The sequence below is a fragment of the Vibrio sp. 10N.222.52.B7 genome (assembly GCF_041474275.1).
Lineage (GTDB): Bacteria > Pseudomonadota > Gammaproteobacteria > Enterobacterales > Vibrionaceae > Vibrio > Vibrio crassostreae_C.
Map to the genome: position 1 here is coordinate 1 of NZ_JBFRTU010000064.1, position 16,615 is coordinate 16,615.

The 16,615-nt window shown below is 43.3% G+C and carries 27 protein-coding genes and 1 pseudogene; 2 read left to right on the forward strand and 26 right to left on the reverse strand.

Going from position 1 to position 16,615, the window contains the following annotated elements; all coding sequences use genetic code 11:
* Nucleotides 1–63 precede the first annotated feature (63 nt).
* The 7 genes from AB4512_RS15895 to AB4512_RS15925 form a co-directional block, all read right to left on the reverse strand.
* Nucleotides 64–513, reverse strand: coding sequence for a GyrI-like domain-containing protein (locus tag AB4512_RS15895; RefSeq protein ID WP_102398034.1), 450 nt, complete (start codon nt 511–513; stop codon nt 64–66).
* Nucleotides 514–561: 48 nt separating this feature from the next.
* A complete protein-coding gene (locus tag AB4512_RS15900; RefSeq protein ID WP_372175168.1) occupies nt 562–795 on the reverse strand; it encodes a hypothetical protein in 234 nt (77 codons plus the stop codon).
* 8 nt (nt 796–803) lie between these two features.
* Nucleotides 804–1,055, reverse strand: coding sequence for a Rho-binding antiterminator (locus tag AB4512_RS15905; protein WP_017068339.1), 252 nt, complete (start codon nt 1,053–1,055; stop codon nt 804–806).
* A gap of 170 nt (nt 1,056–1,225) precedes the next feature.
* Entirely contained in the window at nt 1,226–1,858 is a 633-nt protein-coding gene (gene catB, locus AB4512_RS15910; RefSeq protein ID WP_017063920.1) for a type B chloramphenicol O-acetyltransferase, read from the reverse strand.
* Nucleotides 1,859–1,951: 93 nt separating this feature from the next.
* Nucleotides 1,952–2,683 carry a glucose 1-dehydrogenase gene (locus AB4512_RS15915; protein ID WP_004733853.1) on the reverse strand — a complete coding sequence of 244 codons (732 nt, stop codon included), beginning with the start codon at nt 2,681–2,683 and terminating at the stop codon, nt 1,952–1,954.
* 69 nt (nt 2,684–2,752) lie between these two features.
* Nucleotides 2,753–3,136: a nuclear transport factor 2 family protein gene (locus tag AB4512_RS15920; RefSeq protein ID WP_102319781.1), complete on the reverse strand. Its 384-nt coding sequence runs from the start codon at nt 3,134–3,136 to the stop codon at nt 2,753–2,755.
* Between the two features lie 51 nt (nt 3,137–3,187).
* The gene (locus tag AB4512_RS15925) at nt 3,188–3,904 is read right to left on the reverse strand and encodes an HAD family hydrolase (RefSeq protein WP_372175169.1); all 717 of its coding nucleotides are present in this window, start codon (nt 3,902–3,904) and stop codon (nt 3,188–3,190) included.
* A 255-nt stretch (nt 3,905–4,159) separates the two neighbouring features.
* Here AB4512_RS15925 and AB4512_RS15930 point away from each other — a divergent pair, with 255 nt between their 5' ends.
* Nucleotides 4,160–4,492 carry a PBPRA1643 family SWIM/SEC-C metal-binding motif protein gene (locus AB4512_RS15930; RefSeq protein WP_017068336.1) on the forward strand — a complete coding sequence of 111 codons (333 nt, stop codon included), beginning with the start codon at nt 4,160–4,162 and terminating at the stop codon, nt 4,490–4,492.
* 94 nt (nt 4,493–4,586) lie between these two features.
* Here the strand turns inward: AB4512_RS15930 and AB4512_RS15935 are convergent, their stop codons facing one another.
* The 15 genes and pseudogenes from AB4512_RS15935 to AB4512_RS16005 form a co-directional block, all read right to left on the reverse strand.
* Entirely contained in the window at nt 4,587–5,138 is a 552-nt protein-coding gene (locus AB4512_RS15935) for a DUF1349 domain-containing protein (RefSeq protein ID WP_017061809.1), read from the reverse strand.
* A gap of 17 nt (nt 5,139–5,155) precedes the next feature.
* Nucleotides 5,156–6,184, reverse strand: coding sequence for a radical SAM protein (locus AB4512_RS15940; RefSeq protein WP_017061808.1), 1,029 nt, complete (start codon nt 6,182–6,184; stop codon nt 5,156–5,158).
* A 138-nt stretch (nt 6,185–6,322) separates the two neighbouring features.
* Nucleotides 6,323–6,547, reverse strand: a complete 225-nt coding sequence (locus tag AB4512_RS15945) for a hypothetical protein (protein WP_017061807.1) — start codon at nt 6,545–6,547, stop codon at nt 6,323–6,325.
* Nucleotides 6,548–6,679: 132 nt separating this feature from the next.
* A complete protein-coding gene (locus tag AB4512_RS15950) occupies nt 6,680–7,195 on the reverse strand; it encodes an adenylate kinase (RefSeq protein ID WP_136978486.1) in 516 nt (171 codons plus the stop codon).
* 267 nt (nt 7,196–7,462) lie between these two features.
* Complete coding sequence (locus AB4512_RS15955; RefSeq protein WP_017061805.1) at nt 7,463–7,927, reverse strand: DUF302 domain-containing protein; 465 nt, start codon at nt 7,925–7,927, stop codon at nt 7,463–7,465.
* 151 nt (nt 7,928–8,078) lie between these two features.
* Nucleotides 8,079–9,083 carry a S66 peptidase family protein gene (locus AB4512_RS15960; protein WP_017061804.1) on the reverse strand — a complete coding sequence of 335 codons (1,005 nt, stop codon included), beginning with the start codon at nt 9,081–9,083 and terminating at the stop codon, nt 8,079–8,081.
* Nucleotides 9,084–9,223: 140 nt separating this feature from the next.
* Nucleotides 9,224–9,481: a hypothetical protein gene (locus AB4512_RS15965; RefSeq protein WP_102393703.1), complete on the reverse strand. Its 258-nt coding sequence runs from the start codon at nt 9,479–9,481 to the stop codon at nt 9,224–9,226.
* A gap of 203 nt (nt 9,482–9,684) precedes the next feature.
* Nucleotides 9,685–10,266 carry an HD domain-containing protein gene (locus AB4512_RS15970; RefSeq protein ID WP_372175170.1) on the reverse strand — a complete coding sequence of 194 codons (582 nt, stop codon included), beginning with the start codon at nt 10,264–10,266 and terminating at the stop codon, nt 9,685–9,687.
* Nucleotides 10,267–10,395: 129 nt separating this feature from the next.
* A complete protein-coding gene (locus AB4512_RS15975) occupies nt 10,396–10,812 on the reverse strand; it encodes a VOC family protein (RefSeq protein WP_372175171.1) in 417 nt (138 codons plus the stop codon).
* A 119-nt stretch (nt 10,813–10,931) separates the two neighbouring features.
* Nucleotides 10,932–11,276, reverse strand: a complete 345-nt coding sequence (locus tag AB4512_RS15980; protein ID WP_017061800.1) for a VOC family protein — start codon at nt 11,274–11,276, stop codon at nt 10,932–10,934.
* Between the two features lie 77 nt (nt 11,277–11,353).
* Nucleotides 11,354–11,824 carry a GNAT family N-acetyltransferase gene (locus AB4512_RS15985; RefSeq protein ID WP_372098661.1) on the reverse strand — a complete coding sequence of 157 codons (471 nt, stop codon included), beginning with the start codon at nt 11,822–11,824 and terminating at the stop codon, nt 11,354–11,356.
* Nucleotides 11,825–11,860: 36 nt separating this feature from the next.
* Nucleotides 11,861–12,160, reverse strand: a complete 300-nt coding sequence (locus tag AB4512_RS15990) for a hypothetical protein (RefSeq protein ID WP_240698158.1) — start codon at nt 12,158–12,160, stop codon at nt 11,861–11,863.
* Between the two features lie 126 nt (nt 12,161–12,286).
* Nucleotides 12,287–12,568: pseudogene (locus AB4512_RS15995) on the reverse strand (glyoxalase); the annotation flags it as partial.
* A gap of 78 nt (nt 12,569–12,646) precedes the next feature.
* Nucleotides 12,647–13,345 carry a pseudouridine synthase gene (locus AB4512_RS16000; protein ID WP_372175172.1) on the reverse strand — a complete coding sequence of 233 codons (699 nt, stop codon included), beginning with the start codon at nt 13,343–13,345 and terminating at the stop codon, nt 12,647–12,649.
* Complete coding sequence (locus AB4512_RS16005) at nt 13,345–13,506, reverse strand: hypothetical protein (RefSeq protein ID WP_017059212.1); 162 nt, start codon at nt 13,504–13,506, stop codon at nt 13,345–13,347. The genes AB4512_RS16000 and AB4512_RS16005 overlap by 1 nt, the downstream gene beginning before the upstream one ends.
* A 209-nt stretch (nt 13,507–13,715) precedes the next feature.
* On the opposite strand from AB4512_RS16005, the gene AB4512_RS16010 reads away from it, so the two are divergent.
* Nucleotides 13,716–14,117 carry a YkgJ family cysteine cluster protein gene (locus tag AB4512_RS16010; protein ID WP_102428720.1) on the forward strand — a complete coding sequence of 134 codons (402 nt, stop codon included), beginning with the start codon at nt 13,716–13,718 and terminating at the stop codon, nt 14,115–14,117.
* Between the two features lie 53 nt (nt 14,118–14,170).
* Here AB4512_RS16010 and AB4512_RS16015 read toward each other — a convergent pair whose 3' ends face one another.
* From AB4512_RS16015 to AB4512_RS16030, 4 genes are all read right to left on the reverse strand, one after another.
* On the reverse strand, nt 14,171–14,572 hold the full coding sequence (locus tag AB4512_RS16015) for an NUDIX domain-containing protein (protein WP_017070706.1): 402 nt from the start codon (nt 14,570–14,572) through the stop codon (nt 14,171–14,173).
* Between the two features lie 233 nt (nt 14,573–14,805).
* On the reverse strand, nt 14,806–15,186 hold the full coding sequence (locus AB4512_RS16020) for an STAS/SEC14 domain-containing protein (protein WP_137002089.1): 381 nt from the start codon (nt 15,184–15,186) through the stop codon (nt 14,806–14,808).
* A 112-nt stretch (nt 15,187–15,298) separates the two neighbouring features.
* Entirely contained in the window at nt 15,299–15,802 is a 504-nt protein-coding gene (locus AB4512_RS16025; protein ID WP_372175173.1) for an HAD family hydrolase, read from the reverse strand.
* A gap of 130 nt (nt 15,803–15,932) precedes the next feature.
* A complete protein-coding gene (locus tag AB4512_RS16030) occupies nt 15,933–16,397 on the reverse strand; it encodes an ASCH domain-containing protein (RefSeq protein ID WP_017059207.1) in 465 nt (154 codons plus the stop codon).
* Between the last annotated feature and the right edge of the window lie 218 nt (nt 16,398–16,615).

Below are 16,615 nucleotides of genomic sequence, written 5' to 3' on the forward strand. Positions count from 1 at the left end.
CTCGTATAGAGCGGCTCTTTTGCTAATGACTAAATTTGACTATCACTAACGACAACCCAAAGCTTATTGAATCGCTATCGAAATCTCGACTTCAGTTTCACCTTTGTAAAATTCAAAGTCTGTTGTGTAAGTTCTCACATGTGGGCAATCCGCTGCGTTGAAGTACGCCCACACCTCTCCCCATAAATCGATGACCGCTTGAGGAAGTTCACCTTCAGCAGAAAACGTCAGATATTTGCCTGCTTCAATCTTGGTTTCAATAAGATTATTTAAGTCTTGATCCGTTAACGCATTAGCACACGCGATAACATCAAACTCACCCGTAAAATCAGACTCGTAATTAGTGTAGACACCGTACACTTTTGAATCCGGCGTCAGTTTGGGAAAAGCCTGATCAAAAAAGCCCTGCCACAATTGACCTATCTTCGCTTTAGTTGGGTCAACCTCATCCTGATTAGTGGTTCTTACTGAAAACCCATACGCCTTTACGGCTTCAATCGTTTCTACTTTCATTCGTTTTATCCCTAAGCCAACGATGGTTTGAGCATATTGAATCGATACCTAATCTTCAATCTCTTTGTGACCACACTTCTCACACACTATATGACGAGAAAATTCGTCCATAGATGCGATAAATGGGCCAAGGAACCAACCTTTTATCATGCCTGCCCAAAACTCACTTCGCTTTTGGTTAGGTTTGTCTGCAAACGCACTCGTCTTTCTGACCAACACAACAACATGTTGTGTCTCTTCTCGGCACGCGGTGCAATAGCATTGTTCTACGGTTCTATTCATTTGAAAGCCTATGACGTTTTGAATGAAACATGCTGAAAGTGAGGGTTGTCGACACAGACATCCAATGTCGCTATTTGAGTTAATACGACAAGTTGTTGCTCGCCTTGAGTACTGACTTTAATGCACTCTTCACGGCTGTCATTGCGCTGGGTATCTAACCCGACACATTCAATCTGCTCGCCAGACTTCAGCGTTAACTTGATTGGGTATCGGTGCATACACACAATTTCAATATAATCGTAATCGTTGCAACTAATCATAATACCCCTCCAATTCATCCACCACGCTAATGCGACACGCCATACTATGCAATATGCATATAATCAATAAGTTACTCGTATCACGATCGCATTGCCATAATCAGATTATTGAGTAATTTGTTAAATTTAATCTCGTTCTCACCATTCACATTTCATCTGTGAACGACAATTTAAGGCTTCAAGAATCCTTTCCAATAATGGTACAAACCACCAATGTCTGAAGAACACATTAGCGACATTGCGCCTTTGATTTGTTCTTCGCTCCATTCCCACCATTTCATTTCTAGCAACTGAGCGATTTCAGTCTCATTGAAACGATAACGGATATGGCGTGCTGGGTTTGAACCGACAATCGAGTATGGCGCGACATCTTTAGTCACAACCGCTCGACTTGCGATGATGGCTCCGTCACCAACCTTAACACCACTCATGATCATGGCTTCTGTACCAATCCACACATCGTTACCAATCACGGTATCACCAGAGCGTTCAAAGCCGTCTATCGCACCTTCAAACTTCTCATCGTCTTGATAGAAAAACGGGAAGGTACTCACCCACTGGTTTTGGTGGCCTTGGTTGCCCGCCATCATAAACACGGCGCCAGAACCAATCGAGCAGTAGCTGCCAATGATCAGCTTATCGATGTCGGTTCTATCCGGTAATAGGTAACGCGCACAGTCATCAAAGCTGTGGTTATGGTAGTAACCCGAGTAATAGCTGTGCTCGCCCACGATGATGTTTGGGTTGGTCACTTGTTCTTTGAGTGACTTTCCGACAAACGGACTTTCAAAATAATTTTTCATGTTTGTACTCTTAGTTTCGTTCTTTTAGTTAGGTACTTTTGTTGCGTGTTTATGGTTTTAACTGGTTTATCTGAGTGTAAAGGCCAACGTGCCCTATCGACCGCCCGCAATATCAATAAATGAGCCGGTTACATAAGAAGCTTCGTCTGACAGTAACCACGCGATAGAGTTAGCGACCTCTTCTGGCGTGCCACCTCGTTGTAATGGTAACTGCGAAGCTAGTCTGTCTACGCGATCAGGCTCTCCGCCGTCTGCGTGCATTTCAGTGTAGATACAACCTGGCCTTACACCATTCACTCGGATATTGCGTGAAGCCAATTCAAGCGATAAGCCTTTGGTGAGTGAATCCATCGCACCTTTGGATGCTGCGTAATCCACATACTCAAACGGTGCACCTGTGCGAGAAGCGGCAGACGATACATTCACAATCGAACCCGCGCCATCAGCTTGTTTGATAAAGGCTTTACTGCACAGAAAGCAGCTTGATACGTTGGACTTCATCACCTTTTCAAAGCGATCCAATTCAATATCAACCAATGGTGACTGGGTAAACAAGATCCCGGCATTATTGACCAAATGAGTCACTGGGCCTAGCTTGTTACGAGCAATCTCAAACAAAGATTTCACATCCGATTCAACAGACACATCCGCCCGCACGCTTATCGCGGTTCCGCCTTGTTCGCGAATCTCGTTCACTAGATCTTCAGCTCGCGACTCATTGTGTATAAAGTTAACGCATACGGCATAGCCTTTACTGGCCAATAATTTAGACGTCGCTGCGCCAATACCTCGGCTCCCGCCTGTTACAATCACTACCTTGCTCAATGAAACCTCCTAATGCACTTGTTTGTTATAACCTGGGTTTTCGTTACAAACTGATCGTATCGATACAAACTAATTTTTCGATACAACCTGAACCCACTGCGATCGCCAAGCCGGCGCTTCGAATGGGTCTGGCCAAAACTCAGTTTGCTTTTGAATTAAACCGTCAACCACCGTGTGAAAGGTGATCACTCGGCCTTTCAACACACTGTCAGTGACCGAAACGTCCGTGACTACCGTATCACCTTCACAGACAATCGAATTGAGCGTGAATTCCCAAACACCATTGGCTGGGTATTCAGTATTGATTGCAGTGAAGTTGTCGCGCCCTAACGTCAATTCAGACGACTGCGGCCAATAGCCTTCAAAATCTGCGGTTAGCCATTCACCTGCCTTTGCAAAATCATTACTGCGCATTGCATCCCAAAATCCCAATACCACTTGTTTTGGTGTCATTATTCTTCCTTAAAGTTATTTACGTGTGGTGATTTTTAAATGTCTGCTTCGTTATGCGTACTTGCTAATGATCGTTAAAAGATCATCGACACTGTTAGCAATGTAATCGGGCTTGGTTTGCCAATTTTCAGGCTCCGATCGGCTATAACCTGCGGCTACGGCAATCACTTTTGCATTGTTACCCAGAGCGGCTTCAATATTGCGAGCAAACTGTGTGTCCGCTTCATGGTCACCGATGTACATCAAACAAAGCTCGTTAGTCGGATCGGCGCCAAATATGTTCTCGACACATTTCACACCACCAAATGGATGGGGTTTTTGGTTACCGTTCGAGACATCGTCATAGCCCACGACCGATTTAAACAAATCGCCGATGCCATAACTGTCGAGCACACCACGAATATTCAATTGAGAGTTTTGAGAGCAGATCCCATGAGGAAGATGAGCAAACTGATTAACCACGGTTTCCATTCCTTCAAACAAGGCAACGGCTGTTTGGTTTTTCTCTTGATGCTCTGCCCACATTCCACCAGCGATCAACATTTCGTCATGGGATAAGCCGTAATAGTCGACATATAAGGCTTGCCAGTTTTTAGCCCCGTGGTTGGCTTCATGATAAAGCGCTTCGCTAAGCAAATATTTAGGTAAGTTGTCGCCTGACAAGTGTGGTGCGACTAAAGAGATAATGTCTTTTGTGATTGCGATATTCTTTGGAACGGAATTGACTAAGGTTCCATCGTAATCCCACAGGATGGCATCTAACTTCATGGTGTATCTCGTTGTTTAAATTGACGATTTCAATTTATCACTTGAAGCCCTGTTGAGGGAAACCTTATTGTCTTGAATTTGAAAATTAATCCAACCCGAACAAAGCTAGAGCGCAAACCGTTACTAGCAAGTAAAAACCAAACTGCGTTTGCTCACATCACTGCTTTATCAATTGCAATATATGCGTATAATCCCCGCTCCATTGCGCTATCGCCATTAAAAATAGCGCCATTCAACATTTTTAATGAGTACCCAATGTCGAAACTATTTTTCAAAGGCCGTATCGAAACAAGACAGAACCACGTTCTTGCTGGCTACAACGTAAACCGCGATGTAAAAGCGGGTACTGAAGAATCTCCAATCGCTGTAATGGTTCAAACTGAAGCGCGCAAAGCAGAAGTTGAAGCACTAGCCGCTGAAAATACTATCTTCGTTACTGTTACAGTCGACGCAGACAAAGAAGAGAACACCATCGAGCTTGATACTCTACTGAACAAGCCAAAAACGATGACGTTTGAAAAGACCCCTAACCGTAACGATCCGTGTTCTTGCGGCAGCGGTAAAAAATACAAGAAGTGTTGTGCATAAGCGCTTTGACTTGAAGAATTTAAAAACGGACCGGTAGCAATATCGGTCCGTTTTTTTATACGCTAAGCAAGCTTATTCAGCGTAAGACAAATTATTAGGCGTCAGACAAACTGAAGCCACTAAATTTGGCGAAATTAGGCGTCGCCTTACTGCCACTGAACGTATAAAGCATCACACCCTGTTCACTGCCTACTAACGAATCAAACGTGATCACTTCCTGCCATTGTTGTTTTTCTAACGGGCGGAAATGAGCGCTGACTTTTCCGCCTTGTTTGACGAGCTTTACCGACACACTAGATTCACTAAACAACAGACGTTCCTTGATCTGTGGCTGACCATTTTGTTCTACAACGAACACCAATGAACGCTCGCCCATGAACATCTCTTTGCTCACTTTAATGTAGTTGTCGTTATCCCAGTAAATACCTAACCCAGCTTGTTCAAATGCGAGGTTTGGATCTAATTGAACCGTCACTTCTGTGCTGTAATCCGAGCTAGATACTGGATGAACGAAGATATTATCAACATCAGCTGAACCCGCACCAAAGATATTGCCCTCTTGCACTTGCATCGTCAGCACGCCGTTTTCCAAAGACCGATGTTCCGGATTTTCATTTCTGATTTGCCAGTTAACGAGGTTATTCATGTTATTAGTCCTTGCTGCTAGATCATGCGTTGACGGAGTTGGTAAAACACATTGTCGAGTTCATCGGGATTTTGCTTTTGAATGCGATTAAGCTCTCTTTGTACAGAATCGTACATAAGTTGGTTATCCATGTCTTTCAATGCGGCGTAGTAATGAATGCGACGTCCCAAGATAAAGTTATTCTGGTCATTCTCACTCATCATATTGAAACGGTCTATTGTCGCTAAGAACTTCGCTTTATCCTGTGGCAGCTGTCCGTTCAGTTCCATCAACAAATTAATACCGTGATAGTTACCATAGTTGCCCGTCACGCGGTTTAGTTTACTGATCAATTGATATTGTTCTTCAAGCATTTCACGTTCGCTAAGTGGCGTGAACTCTCCATTCTGCACCAGTTCATCCAATTCGGTTCCAGGCTTCACAGCAAGCGACAGAATGCGTATTTCATCTGGGTTGATTTGGTTAAGTAAGGCCGCCGTTTCTTCAACATGCTGCGCCGAATATTCTTTACCACCCAAGCCAAGGATAATGAAGGTCATCATCTTCATACCCGCTTGCTTCGCGTATTCGGTCGATTTCAAAATAGATTTCGGAGTAATGCCTTTTTTCATCAATTTGAGAACATCAATAGAACCCGATTCCATACCGCAATAAAGCATGTTGAGCCCTGCATCACAGATGGCTTTCATCTCTTCAGGCGACTTCTTAGTCATGCTTTGCGCTCGTCCATAAGAGCTGATCTGCTTTAACTCTGGGAAGGCTTGTTTGAGTGTATTCAACACATCCAGCAAGTCTTCGGTATCCATAGTGAATGAATCACCGTCTTGCAGAAAACAGGTCTCAAATTTACGGTTCTTATAGAATGCTTTCGCAGCCCAAATGTCTTTCTTAATCTCTTCAACGGGACGAATTGCAAACTCCATCCCCTCAAACAGCGTACAGAATTTACATTTGTTCCAAGGACAACCTTGGGTGGTGCGAATCAATAAGCTATCCGCTTCTGAAGGTGGACGAATATGCCCTTGTTGGAACTGATACTGTGTCATTTGAATGCCCAATAATTAACTATTCGCATAGGCTACTAGAAGTTCATTCAATGAAAAACACGGTACAATTTGAATTATTATCAAATGAAAACGGATAATTAAAGAAGAAGAATGTTGAAGTATTAAGTAGGTTAAAGGCTAATCAAGGTTGTCCGGTGTACGTAAATTGGTTCCACACTTTGTACATTTATAGTCACCGTTTCCGCCACTTGAAGCTAGCGACGATAAAATCATTCCAAGCAACCCTGGCTTCTTTTCATGTTGTGGCGCTTTTTCGGCTTGGTTACTGAACATAGTGTACTTGTGCAGTGTCAGTTCCTTACAGTTACTACAGAACGCTCTCGTCTTCTCACTTCCATACATAATATCTATCTCCTTAACTCAAAGCACAAACTAAACATATGGCAAATATGCCACACGTAGAGTTAAATCTAAATATTTTCATGAAGTTATGAGTAAGTAAGAGCGTTTTAAAGAAAAGTAAACTCTCGACTGTTAAGTGAAGTGTTGGTGAACAAAGTTATTCAATTCAGTCACGCTTCTGATGATGTAAACCTCTTTCTCTTTAGCGCGCAATTCTAACTGCGCTCTAAAGTCGTCATTCCAAAATTTAGGACACAGTTGTAGTGTCTTATAGCTTTGTATCGTGCCTTTTATCACTGAGCTTCCAGCAGGCCAGCCTTCAGGTTTAACAAATAAACCTTTGAGCATTCTCTTGGTTACAAACCAGTAGCTAGTTGAATAAGGAATGTCGATATAAACCAAGGTATCAGCTGCATCTAAACGTGTGTTGAACGAGCCTAGAGGGCCAAAACCATCGATGATCCAGCTTTCTGACTTAAGTATGCTCTCATGAGCCTCCTCAAATACTTCACGTTCAACAAACTCTCCGTTGGCCTTGTAAACAATAGAGTCCAACTGGTGAAGCTCTATCCCTGTAGCTAGTGCTAACGCCTTGCTGACTGTGGACTTTCCACTCCCAGGCTTACCAAAAACCGCGATCTTTTTCATATGACTTCCTCTATTCAGATAAAACCCATAAGACAGCGACAAAAAACCCACCTTACGGGTGGGTTCGATAAACAAAGCGCATCAACAATCCCACCATTCTTATGGAATGATGATAATTCGTTGGTTAGATGGCGCCAAATTCAGTTTCATAAAACTACTTTTATATATTGTTGCTTAGTTGTCAATGCAGCCAAACGTTGATTGGGAAGCTATATCCTCGTCAAGTCGCACCCATTAATAGTCTTAATGAGTGCTAATTGGTCTTGGTTATTTCGCTTTCTTTTTCGCCACTGTCGCTTCTGATAGCTTGCTTAGTACACCCGATACTTTCTTAACGACCTCGTCACAGCCATTGATCGCGTGACGCTCTACCAAGTAATTAGGATCGTTGTAAGACAACCATACTTTCTTATTTGAATCTTCAGTGACTAACACCTTCTGCGGTAAATCTATCGCGACTTCTTGAGCACATTGCATTAATGGTGTCCCTACTTTCGGGTTACCAAAGATGATGACTTCCGTTGGTCTCAATTCAAGATCGACCTTACTCGCGTTTTTCTGATGGTCAATTCGCGCAAACAACGTCAAACCTTTGCTTATAGCGAGTTCTTCAAAGCGGTCAGCGGTCTCTTTCACTGAGTAATTACTTTGGTATTTAATCAAACCATCAGAAGCCGCAGCTAAAAATGATGCAGAGAGTAAAATGGCGCATAGTGGTAGTAATTTTTTCATCGTCACCTCAGAGATTTAACCTAATCAAACTTACATTCATAGCGCCACTTCTAAAATCAGCGACGTAACCCATGTCAGTATAGACGCGATTCGATTCTCAGTTTGCAGAGAGGATCACTTTTCTAATGCGTCTTATTATCATCAGTTTAGGTTAACTCGACGCTAACCATTGGCTTTGAAGCTTGAATGTTTGGTCATCAAAATCAATAGTGCCTTGCACACCTAGTGGCGTGACTAGCATGGGATGGGTGTGACAACTGTCGAAGCCATACAGGATCGGGACATTTTTACCGTTCAGCACTTCAAGAAGTACATCGAGTGGTGTTCGCCCTGTCCCTTTGTCATCAAACAACTCATGTTTGCCGAGTACAATAGCGCCTACTTTATCGAATACTCCGCAAGCCAATAAGTGCGCGAATGAACGCTCGACCGCTTCAATGCCTTTTAGTGAATCTTCAATAAGCAGAATATCGCCAGACTGAATTTCTGGCATGTATTCGCTGCCCCAAATCCCGGCCATCGTACTCAGGTTGCCGCCAATCACGCGACCGCTTACTTGACCTCTTCCCATGAAGTGCCATTCGTTATTGTAAACTGGCTTTGCAGAGTCTTGAGTTTCCCAATCGTGTTTAATGTCCGTCCAACTCTCAGGCATCGTGTACTGATGTTGGCTTGAATCCGAGCATAAGATGTCAGTAAACGATTGGAAGGTTTCGTCGACTAATGGCGGGAACTCACCAAATGACGCAACAAGTGCAGGGCCATAAAAAGTCACCAATCCAGTTTTGGCGTAGATGCCTAACAGTAATGCTGTGGCATCTGAATAGCCGACGATGATCTTAGGGTCGTCTCTAAGGGCATCATAATCGATGTATGACAACAGTGAGTTACTGTTGTTACCACCAATGGTCGACATAATGCAGCGCACGTCAGGATCTCGAATGAGCTGATTGAGTTCTTCGGCTCGCGCTTGAATGGAACCAGAACGATACCCTTCTGACTCTCCAGTTAACAAACCTTCAACTAGAATGAAGCCCTGCTTTTCCAAATAACGTTTAGCACGAGCAAATCGATTAGGTGCAAAGACCGTTGCGGGCGATGACGGTGAGAAAAATCCGATTTTGTCACCAATATTTAAAGCTTTTGGGTATATCACTCGTTTGTCCTCCATAACAAAATTGGAATAATACGCCTGACTGAAACTCACTAATTCTTAAAGCAAACGAGTTCTTTAAGCGAGTTGATTTCGGGGTTAGAGCTCAAAAAATTAAGGTTGAATCAAATTTTCATCCCCAATCAGTGCCACGACTTAGTCCCACACTTTTCACACTGGTATTCGTAATCACTGTCGACATAAAAACCGGGAACATTATGGTCACCTTTAAACAATAACGTCATCAGGTACTCCATCAACACGCCTAGCTTCCATTGTTTCTTTTCAGATTCAGTGTCCGCTTTAGATTCAGCATCGGAAGCGTTAACAGCAAGGTGCGGGGTAAGTGCGTTACACTGTTCGCAGTGATAAGGATGTTTAATATACTTATTATCAAGCATTTATATAAGCCAACCAATATTTATAAAGTTGATGCATACTAACAACTTATCACTCGGTTCTCGAACTTATTGTTGTCCACTAGATCTTTATTTGAAAGAAATGAGACACAAGGTAAGTGCCATGCATCTTGAATCAGTTGCCATCGAGATTTCCCTCATTGAACAGCTAAAGCTATTGTTACGCTTAGGTACGAAATTAACTTTTACTTTAATAGCCCTTTGTCCGCAGCACCTTCAAGCTGCACTTCTAGCTCTTTCCATAAGGCACGACTGCCTTTAGAAATACGCTCGCCATTGAAGGTCAGTACTTTGTCTTTGGATATGTTGTGCTTCTTCCAGCTGTGACCACCACCATGGATGTTATGAAGCAAAGGCGGCACTCTATCGATCGCCTTACCAAATCTGGCTTCTGGTGACTCACCTGCTTCGAACTCAAGCCATAAATCCAAATACTCGCTTCTTGAATGGCTCGGTAATGATTTCAGCAAGCGCTCAACGCAGTTTCTCTCTTTGAGCTTGTTTTCTGCGGTTTCACTGGCATAAATGATGGTGTCTCCGGCATCGATTTCCCCAAGATCATGAATCAGCAGCATCTTCATTACTCGCGTAATATCGATTTCTTCGTTGGCATAGTCTTTCAACATGAGTGCGCTCAAACAGACGTGCCAACTGTGCTCAGCGGAGTTTTCATGTCGATCCAATCCAACCGGTTTTGTCTGTCGATGAACATCCTTTAATTGTTCAATCTCGACCATGAATTGCAGAATGCCTTTGATTTCTTCCACGATGAGCTTCCTTAACTTAAGTTGATGATTTAGCGGTGCGGAGGGTTAACCTAACGAAAGAAAAGCGTTACTCCCAATGAACCGACATTTTGTAATACGCAACACCCGATGGTTGTGGGCTAAGCTTATCTACCTGTTAGCCATAGGGTGTTCAGGGTTTAACTGAAGCAGATCCCACAAGTTACCGTAAAGATCTTCAAACACAGCAACGGTGCCGTAGCCTTGCTCTTTGGGCTCTCGGACAAAGTTAATGCCCAAAGACGTCATACGTTCGTAATCACGCCAGAAATCATCGGTGTTTAAGAATAGGAATACGCGTCCACCAGCTTGGTTGCCGATGAAATCAAGTTGCTCTGGCTTGGAAGCTCTAGCAAGTAACAGGCTAACACCGGTTGAATTTGGTGGAGCAACAACAACCCAACGCTTATCTTCTTCTGGTAGATACGTGTCTTCGATGAGATCAAACTTAAGCTTGTTTACATAGAAATCAAGCGCTTCATCGTAGTCTTTTACCACGAGTGCAATGTGGAAAATATTCTGTTTCATAACATACCTTGTTGGGGTTTTAGCTGCGTGGAATGATGCCATGAAGCAGGTAAAGACACTAGGTGTCGCATCATAAATCGTAGTATCTCGTCCGTCACAATCTAAAAGGTATACATCATTTATAACTGCCAGAATCCAAGCTCGACGCCACCTTGAATGACAATGGCACACATCCCGTGACGTGGTAACTCCATTGGCGGCACCGCAACTTCGGCGCCTAGTTTCTCGGCTGCAGTTACTGCAGACTGAATATCCTCAACCAACGTGTAATGACGAACAGTTGGTTCTTCAGTTTCACGAAGCGGTGCTCGAATGCCAATTACCCCGCCATTAGATAGCTTTGCAGTGCGCGCCCCACCAAGGTTCACATCTGCACCACTGAATTTAACGTTGTAGAGCTGAGCGTATGTTGCACAAACGACATCGACCTCTGGGGTAACCACTTCAAGATATTGAACCTTCATCAAATTTCCTTCTCGTGTTCTTTAAGACTCTCAACCTGCATACAGCTGTGCAGGTGTTTCTCATCAATAATTTATTACTAAGCAATTCGACCGCGCATGATAAATTGCGGGCCTGCTGCGCCACCTAAATACTGTTGATTGATATCTTCGAAGCCGCCTTTCTTATAACAGTTAAATGCTGCCGGATTTTTGCAATTCACAGTTAAGTAAATCGACTCATACGCTGAGTAATTCGCTTTTAAATACGGAAACAAAGCTTTGACCGTGCCAGTTCCTAAACCTTTACCTTGCTGGTTTTTATCAAGCACAAAAGCTCTCAAGCCAATGCTTCCTTCAGGGCAGAATTCGTAGTGCTCTGCGTAAGCGATATCCAGCTTAAAGAAACCCACAACTTCGTTATCAGACTTAATCACGTGCAAGTGCGTGGTTTCACTGCCGTCTAATAAAAACTCTGCAGCTGTACCAGCGAACTTAACCTGTTCATCGGCGAGTTGGATGGCCTGAACTGACACCACATGGGATTCTTCAAGCCTTTCGATAGTTATCATTGTTGTTCCTTCTGTATAACACGCGTGAAAAACCGACTAAAGCTCATCGCTAGTGTCTCGAGAACCGTAGTTTGGGAAGTTGATATTAAGAACGTTATCGTCCTCAAGAGTGAATAGAACACTTCCATTCTCTACACCGGTTTCGTTTCTATCTGAACAGCCTAGAAACAGCTCCCAATCAAACGAATATTGAAGTCGGTATTGATTCGCATTGATGTGGAGAACGCCTTTGATTTTGATACCGTTCACCACATGTGCCATATCATCGATGTATGACAGATCAGGGATTAACTTTTCTTCGAAATCACTCTTATGCTCGGTTAAGAAATTGAGCAGTTCAGAACATAACTCGGAGCCATGAACCTATGGTTTAGACAGACTAGAAAACAACATTTCTAAATACTCCAAGGATTGTTTTGATATTGGGAGGATGCGCGCGAGTCTGTTACAAATTCAAGCTCAATCGGAAACGGTAACTTCAAATTCCGACACTACATTAGAGTTTTGGATGTGTTGATACCAACTTTTTACGTCTTCAACCAGCAAGTGCATCATGTAATTGTGACAGTGCGCAGGTTCATAAAAGTTTTGCAAAAGGAAGGCGCAACTGCCGTGTCGTAGATAGGCGATATCGTGAAATTCAGACATCACTTCGAAGCCGATTGACTGGTAAAAACGCTTGGATAAATCGAAGTCTTTCGCGGGTACGAAAGACTTAATTTCTGAGACTTTTAGATTTTCCATCCTACATCCTTATAGTGTTGATGTTCTGGTGCTGACACGCTTAACGCTTTAAGTGGTTACGGCGTTTATTCCGAGCTCTTATTCATAGCCTTGCTGAAATGAGTCGACTTCGGCTTTAGTTAGATAACGCCACTGACCTGCTTCAACATCTAAACGAACATCACCAATCTGTTCACGGTGAAGGCCAACAACTCGGTTTCCTACCGCAGCAAACATTCGTTTTACTTGATGAAACTTACCTTCTGTAATGGTCAACAGCACTTCTTTACTGGTAATCACTTCGAGTTCTGCCGGACGCGTCAGATTTTGTTCGCCCTGCAATTTAACGCCCGCTTTGAACTTGTCAGCGACATCATCTTTGATATCTCGTGACAATGTCACGCGATACACTTTCTTACATGACTTGGTTGGCAGAGTGATGTTGAATGACCATCGCCCATCATCGGTAATCAAGACTAAGCCTGTTGTGTCTGCATCTAAGCGCCCTGCTATGTGCAGTTCTGATGCTTTGTCTATCTCAATGTAGTTGAACAGCGAGGGATAAACTTCATCGATATTGGAGCAAATAGTACCCGCAGGCTTGTGCATTAGGAGGTATCGAAATTCTCGCAACTTAAGCGGAGTGCCATTTAACAAGATGGTGTTGCTTTCATGAACCTGAGTCGTTTCATCGGTGACCGTCTCACTGTTTACGTTCACCTCGCCATTATGGATGCGTTCAATTGCTTCAGGCTTGGTTAGTTCAGTGCTTTTACATAGGTATTTATCAAGGCGCATTAATCGTCAGCACCACATTTTGCGCATGGCTTATAAGTACGTTCACCTTGCTCGATAACCACATAGTCACCAACGCACTTGTCACATAAAGCGAGCTTTGGGTAAGCCTCTTTTTGTTTCTTTGCGTTAATGTTGCCTTCGGTGGTGTATACGGTTCTCATTTTGATGCCTTTGCTTGAATAACGTGAGAGGCGCAAATTGTATCACTGTTTACATCTTTGATTGGAGTGGTGGTTCATAGATAAATTGATTTTAAGTACCACTATTCCAAGTTCCCTCCCCGTAACGGCTTAACCATGAACAACAAAGTCAACGTGCCACGGCTATCAGTGGTAAAATGATAAAAGCTCACCAACTTATGAAGTCGATAATGAAAGATTGTAATCAATGCGGAAAATGCTGTATCAAATACGGAGATGGCGACCTTGCCGCGACTCAAGAAGAGATCGATTTGTGGGAGCTGTTCAACCCAGACATCTTTGAATATGTTCGAGGAAGCGAGATATGGTTTGACCCTGAATCTGGCGAACGTTTAACTCGCTGCCCTTTTCTGGAGCTAGTTCCGACGAAAGACACCAAGGCTCAAGCCAAGTACACATGCAGCATCTACTTAGACCGACCAGAAGATTGCAGACACTATCCAAGTCTGATTAATGAGATGGTACGAGATGAGTGTGAAATGATTGAGGTGGTGGATTTACAAAACACGAAGAAAGCTCAAAGGAAACTCGACCTATTGATGAAAGACAGCCGCCCTTCAAGCTATTCGTAAGCGATGATCTTTTGAAGATCAATCTTCAGTATTAGCTAGTAGCCGCTAAAACCTTAAGCCAAATACTGGTTCGCTTCTAACCAATCAAGCGCAACCAGTGCCGCCAATGAACATACCGCTCTGTCGTTGATATCCACATACTTAAGCTCTTCGATTTCAGCATCTGGAGACAGTTCGCCTGTATAATCAGCAAGATAACAAGTCAATTGCACTGATACGCCTTCCGCTTTGCCATCAGCTTGGCCTGTAAACGTCTCGACGTATTTGATGGAATCAGGCACTAAATCGACTGAGATCTCTTCTTTGATTTCGCGAACCAGTGCTTGCTCATCACTTTCGCCAGCTTCACGCTTACCACCCGGTAGATAGAACAGTTCTTTGCCTTTTGATCTCACCATCAACAACTTGCCGTCTTTGATGAATATCCAAGCCAGCTTATCAATTACCTTATGCATGTCGTTAGACCTTATTTCTGTTTTAGTTCTCGTTATTACTGAATCTGGCCGCGCTATTCTATTAGTCACGACCAAACAAAGCCTGGATATGTTACACGCTGGAATGAATATACTCTATTGAATCAAATAGGAAATATCATAACCAAAACGAAAAATGACAGCGTTCGAGACAATTCTCGTCAACTGTCATTGGCGATGTTTACGAACTGCTCTCTAGCTGCCCGCGAATAGTATCAATCGACTAGCCACTTAAGCGCAGAGTCATGGTCTTCGAATGACTTAATCTCACCGGACACAAACCAGCTCCCTACTTTTGAAGCGAATTCTTGCCAGCTTTTATCGCCGAAAATAGCAATCTTGTCTATCTTAGAATTGAGCTCTAATCCCAGTTTAAAATCATCCCAAGCTGCACGTAACTCCCATCCTGTTAAGGTTGAGATATCGACCAGCATCTTGAGTTTAGATGAATCGAGTTCTTCTAGCGTGGTATTTAGAATTGGCATCATTGCTTGATAGTCATCGTGTGTGAGTTTGCCTTTCGCTTTGAACACAACGATGGTTTCACCGCTAACACGTTCAATTCCAACCGATATTCCGTGACATTCGATACTCATAACCTAGCCCTCATAGTGGAAACTAGAGTTAGCTTAGAGGATTAAACAGCAAAGAGATGAGAGGTTTACGTCAAAACGGACAAGCGCTTTATCTGAACTTAATATCAGAGAGTTAATCGCGTTTCTCCAACAGTTCGCTTAGGTTTTGAACTTGTACGATATTCGGATGCTCTGACTTAAGATCAACTCCTTCCGTGTTCAACCACACCGCTTGCAAACCCGCTTCAAGTGCTGGGTAAATGTCTTTTTCTAAGGTGTCGCCAACCATGGTGATGTCTTGTGGTGCAACACCGAGCTTAGAAATAATGGCAGGATAGAACCCCGGCTCGAACTTAGAAAAGCCAATGCTCGCCTTACAAAAGTAACCCAAGATATATTGAGATAGGCGAACGCGCTCAAAGGCTCGAATGATGTCGTCTTTACTGGAATCACCAGCATTGGTGGCAACATAAACTTGATGAGTTTTCGACAACTCCCCCAGTAATGCACGAGCACCACTCACTTCTTGTACGGTTTCCCAGTCACACATCTTCCCTTGTGCGTCTGGGAAATCGACCATCAGCGTATTGCCCCAGTCGAATAAGACTATTTCTGTTAATTCGATTAGCTTTGTCATCTTGCCTCCTGCATACGATGAATTATCTAATGTTTAAGCGAGCCTATAAAAACTTCTCGGACGGTTAGGCTCATTATGGACAACCTTGTTACTGTTTATGGAGCACGATCTTCTAAACACAAAATACCCTTTATTGATAAACCACTTTGAAACGCTCCAACATAAGTAACATGTCTTCACTTGGTGAGATCTTGAGCTCTTCACATTCACGAGAGAAGAAGTTCCAGTGAGCTTCTTTCCACCATTCGAGTGTTTTGTCACCCTCGCCTTCGGCAGCAGCAAACTCCGCCGTCACTTCGTTATATTTGCACTGTGAGACTGAAGTGATCTCTACAATGCAAACTGGCTTGCCATCCCAGTCAGTGACGACTTGCAAGTGACCAACTACTGGTCTCGTCTCGCCTTCATGGCTGTACCAATATTCAAGGCTGCAAGACGCTTGTTTTTCACCCTTGAGAATTAACTGGGCGCAGAGGTTGGCGTTGTATTCATCAGCACAGTAATAGTCGGCACTAAAAGAGGTGTATTGCGAAGCAACGTCTGCTGGTAATGTGTTGAGGTAGCTATCAAGATAAGCTTTGCTTCTTTCTTCCATGATCTTTCCAAATTCAATATCAGGTTGAGCCGATAAACACTTATAGATTAAGCATCTGGCTGCATTGGGAGTAACCTATCAAGTCAGGTTATAGCTGTAAACCGAGTGAATATCAAAATGTGGGCTGAGAAAGAAGAATATAGGTAGGATTTCGAGGCCAGTACAAGGAGATCCAAAAAGTGAAAGAAGAGCCAAAAGCACCTTTAGGCGGTGCTTTT